Source organism: Ruminococcus sp. NK3A76 (assembly GCF_000686125.1).
In the GTDB taxonomy this organism is placed as follows: Bacteria; Bacillota; Clostridia; order Oscillospirales; family Ruminococcaceae; genus NK3A76.
The window spans coordinates 694928-708025 of sequence record NZ_JMMA01000002.1 but is presented as its reverse complement, the minus strand read 5'-3'; the positions used below and the strand labels follow the sequence as shown (position 1 = coordinate 708025).

Below are 13098 nucleotides of genomic sequence, written 5' to 3'. Positions count from 1 at the left end.
CGATTACACAGTACGATAAAGTGTGCCAAAACAAACTTATTGAATTATAAGGTTTATTCCGGCACACCATCTGTACTTGTATAGTCGCCGATTACTTCTTAGTCTTTAACGACTTTGGCTCTTTGGGCTGATGATAGCTGAAAAGCGATGCACTGCAGCTTACGCTCTTGGCAGTCTTAAGACTTGCTTTTGCCATTCCACTTGCCAGTTTCTTTACCATTTTCATAAAGCAAACCTCCTTTTCTAAAATATTCTATTATCATACCAACTGCTACCGAAAAAAATGACAATAACAGTGATAATGAAATATTCTTATTATAATAATATGTAATAATAATTGATACAATTAAAATGACACCTATGATTTTCGAACGTTTGGAATTTATAATAAATTCTTCTTCTGAAAGCGGTTTGTTTTCATTCTCGATAGGTGCGAATCCCCAAATGACAAAAATTGAGAATAATAATAGAAGTACCAGTGAATAAATTCCATAAATACTGCTTGCGGAAGTTGATAAAAATAATGATAAGAATATATTTATTAAAAAGACAATTTTGCATTTTAAATAGGTGTTAGCATGATACCCTCCTGAAAAACTTCTTAGCAGAAAAAAAGGCACAAAAAACAGTAATGAGTTAATCAATGCATTATATATTAGACCAACGACTAACACTATAAGTAAATCCAAAAGGGAACTTATTATTATTTCATTGCCATACTGATATACGTCAGTATCTTCAGGGCCGATTACATTGTTTTTCAAAAAAAAATCGGTCACAATTTTTGCTAAACCGGCAATCATCAAATCACCTCGCAAAAAATTGTAACCAATTTTTTTCGTAAAGTCAATATATAATTCGTGTTTGGTATTTCTCAATTCGTATTTGGTATTATTTTGTCTAAAATCGGAGTTTCTTTCTTCAATAACACATCTGCAAAAAACATATTATCTTGCTCATAAAAATCAAGCATACCGTCATATTTCTCAGAAATTTGTCGAACCGACTGAATTCCAAATCCATGATTATCCTTATCGTTTTTTGATGTATCAAGCTGAGAGTTGCCTTCAAGTACGCTATTCTTTATGGTATTGCTAATAACTATATTAAGATAATTCATCTTTGTTGTTATCATCACATCAAGTCTTGAATTTTCTAAGTCTTTGCTTGCTTCAATGGCATTATCCATTAGATTTGCAATAAGCATAACAATATCATATTCATCAAAGCTGCTGAAATCATCTTGTATCATGCTTGTACAGTAGATTCCATGCTGTTTTGCACAATTTAACTTATAGTTAATTATAGAATTAATAGACGGCTGGGATAAAGTTACCATTTCTGCAAATGCACCGTCTGTTTTATCAATTATATCATTTAATAGTTGCTTGGCTCTCATACTATCTCCTTTCTGTAATGCGTCGTATATGATAAACCATTCATTTTTCATATTGTGCTTTAATATTTTCATCTCGTTATAAATACTCTCAATAGATCGGAGTGCTTTTAAGTTTTCCTCAAAGTGCATGTGTGATATCTGCAGTAGAGTAAGCTCTTTGTTTTTCTTTGTCATCTTATTAAAAAAGAAAAACACGCATATATTAATAATTAAAATTCCTATAATTAAAAGAAGCATATTAAAATTCTTATCAGTGTGCTTGTATTGTATTTCCCCCACTGTAAATAATATTCCCGCCGAGATCAGAAATATGACGGTCATTCCTAACCACTCGTCTATTTTTAAAACATAATTACTGTTTTTCACTTTCTTTATAATAATTTGAGTAACTAAGAAAAAAGAAATTTTTGTCACAAAAAGACCTAGAACACGCAAATTACTTCCCGGTTGTATAAGATATTCAGATGGAACGCCATATATTCGAGACATAAAAATATTAACGGATATGTTTATTATCATAATGATAATGGTCAATATAATGGGTACAAGTATTCTAAAAAACGGGTTTCCCTCATATAGCAGCAAACAAAGAAAAACATATATAGCAACAATTCCCAAATCCAAAATATCTCTATAGTGAGGTCCAAAGTAATTGCATATAACTGTAATTGAACCGACAAAAATAAATGGCAATGTCTTTAAAAGAATAAGAGGCTTATTAATTCTTCTTAGAGCCTCTGAAAAAAAGTCTGTAAAAAGTCAGCAAACTGTGATAAAATAGAATTAATATCACAGGAGGCTGATTTTTTATGGCAAGAAGAAAAAGAGAACCGATGAGCGAGGGCAAGAAGAACATAATAGGAATGCTGCTTGAGGAATACGACATCAAGTCGGCTAAGGATATTGAGGATGCCCTGAAAGACCTTCTCGGAGGAACGATCCAGGAAATGCTTGAATCCGAAATGGACGAGCATCTTGGATATCAGGAATATGAACGTTCCGACAATCCTGACTCTCGCAACGGAAAGAAAACCAAGAAGATACGCGGGAGCTTCGGCGAAACGGAAATAGAAGTGCCGCAGGATCGTGACGGCAGTTTTGAGCCAAAGGTCGTAAAGAAGCGACAGAAGGACATCTCAGGTATTGAGCAGAAGATAATTGCTCTGTATGCCAAAGGAATGACCACACGCCAAATAAGCGAAACTATCGAAGATATCTACGGATTTGAAGTCAGCGACGGTATGGTATCAGATATCACAGACCGCCTTCTGCCGCAGATAGAGGACTGGCAGAAACGTCCATTGGACGAAGTATATCCGATAGTATTCATCGATGCTGTACACTTCTCAGTGCGTGATAACGGACAGATCAGGAAGCTTGCCGCATATGTGATCCTTGCTGTCAGCATGACAGGTCACAAGGAAGTTCTTTCAATACATATCGGTGAAAACGAGAGCGCCAAGTACTGGCTCGGCGTTCTGAACGAGCTGAAAAATCGCGGAGTTAAGGATATTCTCGTCATCTGCGCAGACGGTCTTACAGGCATGAAAGAAGCTGTATCAGCAGCTTTTCCGCAAACTGAGCTACAGCGCTGCATCGTTCATCAGGTAAGAAATACGCTGAAATACGTTGGAGAGAAGAACAAGAAGGAGTTCGCAAACGACCTGAAAACGATCTATCATGCGCCTTCCGAGGATGCTGCTCTGGAAGCTCTCGACTGTGTTACTGAAAAATGGGAAGACGATTATCCTAACGCTATGAAGAGCTGGTACAAGAACTGGGACGTAATATCACCGATCTTCAAGTTCTCAGCTGATGTCAGAAAGGTGATTTATACCACCAACGCAATAGAGAGTCTTAACAGCGGCTATCGCCGTCTGAACAAGCAGAGAAGCGTATTTCCAAGCGATACAGCGCTCCTGAAGGCTTTGTATCTTGCAACGCATGAGATAGCTAAGAAATGGACCATGCCGCTGCGAAACTGGGGCAAAGTTCTGGGCGAGCTTGAGATCATGTACCCCGACAGGATCGGCTGATATCCAAAGAACCTTGACAAATTACAGTATCTATTGTATACTGTAAAAAAATTGGAGCGGCTATTTTCAAGCCGCTCACAACTTAACGTTTTTATCACAGTTTTTGAATTTACAGAGTTTTTTTCGCAGAGCCTCTTCTTATATAAAATAAATGAGAAATTGTACTCATAATTATGAATGCTTCAAAAAAAGTAGCAATTACTTCAATTCCAAAATATACTATACTCATAATCCACCTCGGAAATATTGTTGAAACGCCTTTTTTAGTTCTTTAGCTCGCCCTCTGCTCACAGACAATTTTTCGTTCTTTTCTGCATATTTTAATACTACATAATCTTTTTCTATAGAGTAAACGTATTTTAAGTTAACAAGGTATCCTGAGTGAATACGAATAAAACCATGAATTGCGTACTCATCCTCAAGCCTTTTCAGAGAATCCGTATAAGAAAACTCTTTACCATTATTGAAAAAAATTGTAATATTGTGATTGTCAGATTCAAAGTAAACAATATTTTCAGTAGACTCTCTGCACTGCCCTGTTGAGTTTTTAAAGATCTTTTCATTAGATATTTCCCTAAATTTCTTTATTACTCTATCTATGACGGTACCAAGTCTTGAATCCAGTTCGTGTTTTCTGATGTATCCAATTACATCGTAATCAAATGCATCATAAACGTAGTTGTCAAATGATGTAACAAAAGCAATTATTATATTACGATATGAATTTCTGAGTTGTTTCGCAACATTTAACCCAAGTCCATCTGGTAATTCGATATCAAGAAACACTACATCAAACAAATAGCCTGTTTCGACAGCATTAAGCAAATCACTTCCATTCGTATATTTGACTACAGTTATTGCTATATTGCGTTCTTTAAACTGACTACAGATACTTTGTTTTATCCTATCGAGAATATTAGGTTCATCATCTACTATTGCGATCCTTATCATAGTCCCACCGCCTTTACGCCATTATACCAAATATTTCTTCAAAAATCAATACACTTTCCTTAAGAATTGTGGTATAATATACGATATAGGAAGAGCTGATCCCTTTCGCAAATTCTGTACCTTTGAGCAAAACCATCGTAAATACAGGCATAATTGCGATTTTCGGCAGCCTAAGATAAGAAATCTGACGGCTGGAAGCTTTTTTATGAAGCAAGATTCAGATTTGCAACACACCGCCTCTTCATCTCCATATTTGAATGCATATAACGGTTAAGCGTGATCTGAACGCTCGAGTGTCCAAGCAGTTCGCTGACCGTCTTTGCATCAAAACCATTTTCGATACATACCGTTGCATATGTGTGACGCAGCAAATGAAAACTAACATTTCTTAAGCCACACTGCTTCAGAACAGATTTAAACCTATTTTGCATGGTTCTCGGTTCTATGGGCTTAGCTGTACCAGACAACAAATACCCGTTCTTACAAAAATTGTTCTTCAGAATTTCTATCAAAAAATCAGGCAAAGGAATATCTCGCTCCGAACTTTTACTCTTTGGAGAGCTAACTATAACTTTTGTTTTGCTGATGCCCATACTGTCCGGAATACGCTGAATGGTTTTTGTTATATGGAGCACACCATTGCAAATGTCAATATCTCCCGCCGTTACAGCACAAAGCTCGCCTATACGCATTCCTGTGTACATAGCGAGCAATATTCCGATATTTGTTTTATCAAGGTTGTTTATAAGGTATGATTGCAGCTTCTGGCGCTCAGTTCTGTCAAGAACCGCTGTTGATCTCTTATTCTGTTTAGGCGTATTTATATTTCTCATAGGATTTCTGTATCCGTATTCGCTTTCGGCATATTTGGCTACAGAACGTAATAGCACAATAATGTCATGTATTGTTTTTGATGATAATCCTCCGCCGTTTTTATTGCCGTAATTAATGAGATATTCGATGAAAGTATTGATTTTTACCGAGTTCAGCTCACTGTATTTAGCGTTCTTAAAGAACGGAGCAATGTGAGTTCTGAAGTTTCTTTCGTAGCAGCAGTAGCTTGATTGTTTTACACGCAGCTTTGCACAAGCAAGCCATTCACCACAAAGTTCGGATAGAGTCTTAGTGCAGGCTATCTCTGAGTATTTTTCGGCAGAGGTGTAAGCCGAAAGCATTTTCTCTTTTAGATTGTTAAGGTCTCTCGAATAAAAATACTTATATTTTAAGCTGCCGTTATCATTGCGCCCAAAGGGGATACGCCCCTCATAGCGACCGTCTTTTCTCTTGTAAATATTAAATGCGTTTCTCATAAGTTTATCTCCTTTTCATACTGTTAAACTGACGGCTTATATACTTTAAGCCGACTGATTTTATCTTATTTTCACATTAAATTTGGCAAAAAGGGTTTACAAAAGCCGTTTTATATGATATACTTTATTTAAAATTCTATCATATTCGTTAATTTGATACTTAAAATTGCCTTTGTGTACTTTCGCAAAGGTACAGAATTTGCGAAATCCCGCACAGTATCTTCTCGCTGCTGTCGGGTTATTTTTATAAAATTTTTCCGAGGGCGGCTCGTCACCGACCTCGGATATTTGTATTATCTCTTAGGCTTTTTAGCTGCTGCCTTCTTCTGCTCCTCCTGTTTCTGCTCACGTTCAGGCTCGGTCTTAAAATCCGTCAGCTCCTTGAAGCCGAAAGTATCAATATAGTAGGGCTTGCCCTTTGCAATCACAACATCGCTAACGGACAAACTATGCCCCTTGAAATCCGCAGGGTGATCTATGTTGAACTTGGTATATAACGCTTCAAGCTGCTTTGCTATGTCTCCGCCTTTTTTCTCATACTCTGAAAAATCCCCCTCATAGACCTTATCATAGGTCGAAAGCTCAGGCTTTCTCCCATGTTCTGCAAGACTGGCAAGACTAATGAAACGAATATTCCTCGTATCATCACCGGATTTGAACTGATAGATCTCAAATGTAGGCTTGTCTTTCGGTGGTGTGGGAGGTGTAGGTGCAGCTATTGCAGCCTTTAATGCTTCATTGCACTTGAAATAGTCACCATAACACAGAATACCAGTCTGCGAATAGCTGCCCTCTTTTTCATCAAGGGTGTATTTCACAAGCATATGTGTGGAATCGGGCTTATCGTCACACTTATCTATCCTGTACTGATATTTTTGCATACCCTGCGAAGGATCGTACATTTTTGCAGATATTTCATCAATAGTCTGCGGGTGGGTAAGCTCCACATGAGCCTGTGTCTTGCGCTGTTCATATACATCAAGCAGAGCTGTCTTTGCCTCCGGTATAGTAGATAAGTTCCTCTTGACAACTGTAACGATACCGTCAGCAGCAATACCGACCACAGCGTACTTTCCGTTGTTATTCTGCCTAACACCGTAATACTCGGTAGGTAGATCAGCAACTCCTGCCGTAGCAATGCGGCGCTTGTGAGCCTCCTTGAAACACTCATATTCCTCCTTGTTTTCGGGAGAATAGGTCTTTTGCTGCATCAGATCAAATACCTCCGGTGTCATATCACCGTCACCGGGAATACCCATAGCGTCGATGTAGTGAGCATTGATCTTAGTGACCCTCTTGTAAAACTCGTCAGCATCAAGCCCCGATTCCTTCTGCTCACGGTCATAAGCGTCATTGTCAAGCCAGCCGATACCCTCAACATAATACTCGTTTGCCGAGGTTTCATAATACTTGGTTTCGGGGATTCCACGAAAGTCATCTACAAGCGACACTTTTTCCACAGGCAGCAGATACTTGTCCTTGAAATAATCGGGCAGCTCTGTCTTTTCCTCGATCACAGCGTGTTCTCTCTGCAAGTGGAATTTCTTGTCGATCATTTCCTCAAATAGATGATTCACGATTACAGGGTGAGTTTCGGTCAAGAATTTCAGCCTTGTCTTATCAGAATCGAACATATACTGACGAGCCATGTCCTTGACCTCATTGGTAAAGCGCCCGTCCTGCATTTTAAGCTGAATAGTTGCTGCAACTGTGTACATAGCACGGTCAATGCCGAACTTATCAACCAAATTCTGAACAAAGCCCGACAGATTCCTGTTCTCATAAGCCGAGTGGATATTCTGCTCTATGTAATCCCTGCAAGCCTGTGAAGCCTTAATGCTTGCTTGCAGCTCCGACAAACGCCCGTTCATTTTCGCATCCATATATGATTCCACCACGATAGGCACCGACTTGTAATCAAAAGCCGCATTTGACCTCTGCGGCATATTTGAGAGCGTATCGAAAAGAGCATCGGGCATACTGCCGCCTTGACGTGGGATATTATCAAAATCCCCTATAAACGGTCTGGCGTTTCCAAAGCCGCCTCTGTCAGCATAAGCAGGTGCAGCAAAGGCTGGCTGATAACTGCTCTGTCGATAATTATTCTGATTATTGACTCTGCTGTTCTGCTGGTAGCTCTGCTTCACCTCTGCGACAGCCGCTTCATATCTCGGAATATCCGCCTTGTTTATTGTGATCGTTGTACTGAATCCTTTTCGCAGACCGCTGAAACGCACACCGTACTCATTCAGTTTTGCAGCTATGTTGTCAGCATGGCGGTTTTTGAGCTTAGTGTAGTATTGCAGCTCATTCCGAGCACCAAGCTGCTCATAGGGCGTATTGCCAATGACATTTGGGTTTGTCTGCTGCGGCTGATTATTCTGAAAGCTGTTTTGCAGATACCCCTGCTGTCTTGCGTTCACCATATTGCCAACTCTTGTGAGCAGCTCATTTGCCTCACCGGAAACCTGTGCATTACCCACATTGTTTACTACCATTCCAAGATACTCATTTATCGTACCGACATTTCCAGTCGCAATATCATTCTGAATACTGCGAGCCGAGACTGCTCTGTCCTGAGCAATGCTACGATAGCCGTTTGCGTTGTGGTTATACAGGAAATTCTCTATATCCTTAGCAAGCTGCTGAGGGCTATCACCGTTCTGCTGATAAGGAACGTTATTCATATAACCTCCCTGCCTGTTGTTACGCTGATCGTAGGTCTGCTTAACCTTGTCAACAGCCGCTTCATAACGCTGTATATCCATACGATTGATAGTAATAGTAGTCGTTCCGCCCTTGATAACACCGCTGAAACGCACACCGTCTGCTTCAAGCTGTCTTGCTATATTCTGAGCGTGCCGAGTGTTCAAACCACGATAATACTGCAATTCTCCCCTGCCTCCAAGCTGATCATATGGCGTGTTCCCGATTATATTGTTATTCCTCTGCTGAGGATAGTTCTGCTGATTGTAATTATCATAAAACTGCTGATTTCTCACGTTTCCTAAACCTCCTTTGTCGAAATCAAGTTCCGCCGAATACTGAAATTCACTAAGACAGATACGGGCTGAATCGGGTGCGTTTTCCACCTGCTCTAAGCTCTCAGCCTGCACTCCGTCTATAAAAACATCAAGTCCTCTGCTCCACATTTCTATCGCTTCTGTCTTTGAAACAGGATACAGATCGGGATTATCCTCGACAGCCACCACCTGCTTTTTCTCTTTTTCAAGACCGAACAGACCGGAAAAGTTCTCTATCTCCTCACGATTTTCAGCCATACCCTCTGTACCGTCGGGATAAAGAAGATAGACCGCCTCTCCCCTGTCAAAAGCCGCAAGTGCTTCCTCTGTAGTGTCGATAGGATCCATATACTGAAAATCATAGCCATAGCTGTTACGCTGATTTATGGTATTGGCAGTATCGTCTATCTGCTTAAAAACAGCACCAATATCTGTTTCCTTTTCTGCCTGCTCTGTGATCTTTGCTGTTTCTTCCTCGGAAAAGACAATGCCGTTTTGCGTTACTATATCAAGGTACATCTCGGCTTTCTGAACATTTGAAAGCTCGGTATCGTCCATTATCTCATTAACTGTAAGATCACGCTTTTTGTATTTCAGCAGTTCGGAATCTATGGACTCAAAGATAGTTTGTGAGGCTTTCTGTATCTCATCAAGAAACTTGTTGAGCTGGTCAAGCTGCTTACCCTCCGACCAAGAGGCTATGTAGGGAAAAGAGTATTCCGAGGTATCCACGCCCAGCTTTTCGCATACGATAAAGGCAATACTTTCCGCCTGCACCTCTTTTTCGTTTCGGGGCGACTTTGTTGTAACGATCTTTTTATCGGGATCATGCAGCAGACAGTGCGCCGATTCGTGAACAACAGTCTTTAGCACCTGCTCACCACTCATTCCAGACTTTATGATAATGGAATTAGAACTCGGAGAATAATATCCCTTTGCTCCGCCTGTAATATTACGATACTCCGGGGCTATCCTCGTAGCCTTTTTGACTGCCTTGAAAATGACATTAAGCTTTTCCTCGTCTATCTCTCCCGAAAGTTCCTGAACAGGATCGGGAATGGGCTTGCCGTCGGTCTGTGACAGGTCGAAAACGTACTGCTTTCTGAAAGCTATTTCCACAATAGCCTTTTCGACCGTTTCCATTTTCTCGGTGCCGTCCTCATTATATAGCTTGTTGCCCCACTCGTCCTCTGCTTGACGCTCGATCTCGACATACTGATTTGTCTTGTGCGGTACGGGTGACATTATCATTATTCCGTTTTCTCCCTTAATGACGGAGCGACCGAGCCTTTTCCACAAGCCGTAGGAGCCTACAAGTGTTGCATCGGGGCGCTGGAGGTTTATAAGCATGGTGTTTCTGGCGGAATAGTCCGTGAATTTTGATACGAATTTCAAGTATTCCTTGTATTTGTCGGAGTTAAAAACCTCCTCAACTCCCTTGTCGATTCGCTTGAAAACATCCTGCATTTCCTCTGCCTGCTTGCGTTTGTACTCGGCTCGCTCTTCGGGGGTGTATGATTTCTTCCAAGCCATTTACTCACCTCCTGCCGTGCTTCATTGGCTTATGCGGTTTGTCCGTCAGGTCATCAGGCTTTGACTCTGACATTTCTGCTTTCCTTTCCCTCTCCAGCCTTTCGGCTTTCAGATCGGATGCAGTTTCTTCGAGCATCATATCCATATCATATAAACTATGCACCTCTGAAAGCTCGTCCCACTTATCGTAAAGACGGTCAAGCAGGTTATCCGCAGCAAGCAGCTCATCAAGCTCCTGCTGAGATAAAACATAGTCCGTTCCGCTGCAATACTCCCGTATATCGTCCTTCTGAACTATCTCATAAGCAGTCTCCACGATCCTGTCGGCAGGCTGTTGTTTTATATCCTTGATAAAGCGGTCATACTCATCTGCCACCTTATCTGCGAGGCTGTTCATTGACAATTCAGCGTGGTATTTGTTCCGCATATCATTCAAGATATATGGGGTCAGCTTGTCCATATTATCCCCAAGCTGTGCTTTGAGGTAGTCCTTGAAGCCCGACCAATCGGGTTCGTGAGAAAGCTCATCAAAAGTACTTTTCAGACGTTCCTTTCGTGCAGTATCAAAAGCACTATCGCCCTCTTGCCGCTTGTACAGCGGCTCAAAATCATTATCTGTCATATTCATCTTGCACCGCCTTTCTTTTTAGGTATCTGCGGTTTATCGGATATCGTTTCGTTATCTTTTGCTTGCGACCTTTTCTTTGATTCCAGAATACTATCCGCCGCATACTCCATTGCCTTCGGAATATCATCATAAGTCCTCAGATACTCCCGTTTCAGCCACGAACCATATATAACATCAAGTGGATTATCTGCCGACAGCAGCGCACCGTACTGCTCCGGTGATATATCCGCAGGCTCGGATTCAATAAAGCTTTGAATATTGGTCTTTACCGTTATCTCATAGCAGCATTTAATGGCTTCATCAACGCCCTTTTCTCTGATGTCATAGATAAAGGCTTCAAAATACTTATCCACCTTACGGCTGAGTTCTATATTCAGTTCTTCCTTGCGGTAATCCTCATAGGCTTCAATCAAGCTATCGACTGTCAAACTGTTTATGTCGTCCATATCCTCAGCGATATAGTCACGAAAAGCGTTCCAGTCGGGATCGTTACGCATTTCATTTATCCTGACTGCCAGCGCACTTTTTGAAAAAGTAATAGCGTCACCATCGGCAATTGTTTTGTCAATGTCCTTGACAAGGTAAAAATCGTTTGTCTTGTCATAGGCGTAAAGCTCCAACCCCAGCCTGTCTATCTCTCTTGCAACATCGGGATTAAGGGCAACAAAGGTGTTGTCGTCCACTGTGTATGTTCCCGACTTTACGAGAGAATATATCTCGTTATATGACCAGTCCTCAAACTTTGAAGCCACCAAGATCTGTGAAGCGGTCTTTGTGTCCAGCCCTGCGGCTATTGAAGAAAAGTAATCATTGAGATACTTCTCGCTGCCGCCCGAAACAAGGCTGTAATTAGCTATGTGCAGCAGATCACCGTAGGATATAATATTGGTATCATAAGCCTTTACAAGGCGCTCAACTGCCTCGCTGCTGAGTTTTGTATGTGCCAGCCTGTCAGCAAGCTCCCTGCTGTTTTCAGCTATAACGCTTAATGTGTAATCGGAGAAGCGGTGCTGTGCTATCTTGAAAAACTCAACATTATCGACCATCTCCCCGATCTTTTTGTAACACTCTCCCCTTGTTATCATTATCACCTCCGTGTTTTCTTACCGGGCTTGAAACGTGGCTTGTCCTGCATATCCTCTGTAACTGCCTTTTTTGCAAGCTCTGCCGCCAGCTTTTGTTCACGCTCTTTTGCGGCAATCAGCTTATCGGCTGTATTATCCACTATGATCTCAATGTCGGTATCAGCAAAAACATCGTCACTAAGCCATTCCTTGTAAATATCGTCAAGCGTGTTCCTGCTTGACATAAGTGCATCTACCTTGTTTTCGTGTATTATCTGCGGCACCTCGGTCATAAAAGCCTTTATCTGCTCCTTGATGACTATCTCATAAGCAGACCCGATTATTTCCTCCGGCTGCCGCTGTTTCATATCCGATATAAATGCAGTATGCTCTGCTGCGACCTTTTCCACCAGCTTGTCGGCATAACGCTCCATAGAGAAATATCTGTACTGATCGGACAGCCCTATGCTTGTAAGCGTTTCTCTGTCGATAGCTGTATGCCTTATGAACCAAGCCTTGAAATCCTGCCAGTCGGGATAGGTCATCATTTCATTGACCGTGACCGCCAGCTTAGGGAACTTTACAAGCTTTATTCTGTCACCGTTTTTGACAGCTTCATCAAACTCAGACTTATCTGCAAGATTATAGTATATTCCTTCCTTTCGCATAGCAGTAAGAGGAATACCCATATCACGCAGCTGTGCAGCGACCCTGTAGTTGAGCCCGATACTTGCATACTGCGTTGGGTAATATGCACCGCTTTTTACAAGCTCCACCAGACCCTTGTATGTATCGGGCTCATAGGCTGTTGCGGTAAGTATCCGTGCAGCGGTGGTATGATTGACCTCTTTGGATTCAATAGAGCGAATAAACTGATCTATGTATTCTTCACTTGAATAGTCGTAACAGGAGTATTCTGCAATATGCAAAATGTCTTTCCAGTCGATTATTCTGTTGCGGTATGCCACTATGATCTTTTCCATACTCTCGGTTTCATAGAGGGTATTGGCAAAGCGTTCAACATATCCCCTGTCAAACTCCGCCATTACCGCAAGAGCCTGATCGGAATAATTATGGGATATGATATTTGCAAGTTGTTCCTTTGTGAGCACCTCGGCAAGCTCAGCGATGCTGTCCTCACGATTTGTTGTCAT

10 protein-coding genes are annotated in these 13098 nt (G+C 41.2%); 1 reads left to right on the top strand and 9 read right to left on the bottom strand.

Going from position 1 to position 13098, the window contains the following annotated elements:
- Positions 1–91 precede the first annotated feature (91 nt).
- From CD05_RS20235 to CD05_RS0103375, 3 genes are all read right to left on the bottom strand, one after another.
- Entirely contained in the window at positions 92–196 is a 105-nt protein-coding gene (locus tag CD05_RS20235) for a cyclic lactone autoinducer peptide (RefSeq protein WP_242841225.1), read from the bottom strand.
- A complete protein-coding gene (locus tag CD05_RS0103380; RefSeq protein ID WP_028509301.1) occupies positions 177–803 on the bottom strand; it encodes an accessory gene regulator B family protein in 627 nt (208 codons plus the stop codon). The genes CD05_RS20235 and CD05_RS0103380 overlap by 20 nt, the downstream gene beginning before the upstream one ends.
- 71 nt (positions 804–874) lie before the next feature.
- Complete coding sequence (locus CD05_RS0103375) at positions 875–2017, bottom strand: GHKL domain-containing protein (RefSeq protein WP_028509300.1); 1143 nt, start codon at positions 2015–2017, stop codon at positions 875–877.
- Between the two features lie 191 nt (positions 2018–2208).
- Here CD05_RS0103375 and CD05_RS0103370 point away from each other — a divergent pair, with 191 nt between their 5' ends.
- Positions 2209–3435, top strand: a complete 1227-nt coding sequence (locus CD05_RS0103370) for an IS256 family transposase (protein ID WP_028509299.1) — start codon at positions 2209–2211, stop codon at positions 3433–3435.
- A gap of 225 nt (positions 3436–3660) precedes the next feature.
- Here the strand turns inward: CD05_RS0103370 and CD05_RS0103365 are convergent, their stop codons facing one another.
- The 6 genes from CD05_RS0103365 to CD05_RS0103335 form a co-directional block, all read right to left on the bottom strand.
- Positions 3661–4386 carry a LytTR family DNA-binding domain-containing protein gene (locus CD05_RS0103365; RefSeq protein WP_028509298.1) on the bottom strand — a complete coding sequence of 242 codons (726 nt, stop codon included), beginning with the start codon at positions 4384–4386 and terminating at the stop codon, positions 3661–3663.
- A gap of 203 nt (positions 4387–4589) precedes the next feature.
- Entirely contained in the window at positions 4590–5696 is a 1107-nt protein-coding gene (locus CD05_RS0103355) for a site-specific integrase (RefSeq protein WP_028509296.1), read from the bottom strand.
- 293 nt (positions 5697–5989) lie between these two features.
- Positions 5990–10252, bottom strand: a complete 4263-nt coding sequence (locus tag CD05_RS19455) for a YodL domain-containing protein (RefSeq protein WP_051588801.1) — start codon at positions 10250–10252, stop codon at positions 5990–5992.
- A gap of 4 nt (positions 10253–10256) precedes the next feature.
- On the bottom strand, positions 10257–10880 hold the full coding sequence (locus CD05_RS0103345; RefSeq protein ID WP_028509295.1) for a DUF3848 domain-containing protein: 624 nt from the start codon (positions 10878–10880) through the stop codon (positions 10257–10259).
- Entirely contained in the window at positions 10877–11965 is a 1089-nt protein-coding gene (locus CD05_RS0103340) for a DUF3848 domain-containing protein (protein ID WP_028509294.1), read from the bottom strand. Before CD05_RS0103340 ends, CD05_RS0103345 begins: the two co-directional genes overlap by 4 nt.
- A gap of 2 nt (positions 11966–11967) precedes the next feature.
- On the bottom strand, positions 11968–13098 hold the full coding sequence (locus tag CD05_RS0103335; protein ID WP_028509293.1) for a DUF3848 domain-containing protein: 1131 nt from the start codon (positions 13096–13098) through the stop codon (positions 11968–11970).

Coding starts and splice junctions, on each gene's coding strand:
- CD05_RS20235 (WP_242841225.1), bottom strand. CDS start 196: ATGGCAAAAGCAAGTCTTAAGACTGCCAAGAGCGTAAGCTGCAGTGCA.
- CD05_RS0103380 (WP_028509301.1), bottom strand. CDS start 803: ATGATTGCCGGTTTAGCAAAAATTGTGACCGATTTTTTTTTGAAAAAC.
- CD05_RS0103370 (WP_028509299.1), top strand. CDS start 2,209: ATGGCAAGAAGAAAAAGAGAACCGATGAGCGAGGGCAAGAAGAACATA.
- CD05_RS0103365 (WP_028509298.1), bottom strand. CDS start 4,386: ATGATAAGGATCGCAATAGTAGATGATGAACCTAATATTCTCGATAGG.
- CD05_RS0103355 (WP_028509296.1), bottom strand. CDS start 5,696: ATGAGAAACGCATTTAATATTTACAAGAGAAAAGACGGTCGCTATGAG.
- CD05_RS19455 (WP_051588801.1), bottom strand. CDS start 10,252: ATGGCTTGGAAGAAATCATACACCCCCGAAGAGCGAGCCGAGTACAAA.
- CD05_RS0103345 (WP_028509295.1), bottom strand. CDS start 10,880: ATGAATATGACAGATAATGATTTTGAGCCGCTGTACAAGCGGCAAGAG.
- CD05_RS0103340 (WP_028509294.1), bottom strand. CDS start 11,965: ATGATAACAAGGGGAGAGTGTTACAAAAAGATCGGGGAGATGGTCGAT.
- CD05_RS0103335 (WP_028509293.1), bottom strand. CDS start 13,098: ATGACAACAAATCGTGAGGACAGCATCGCTGAGCTTGCCGAGGTGCTC.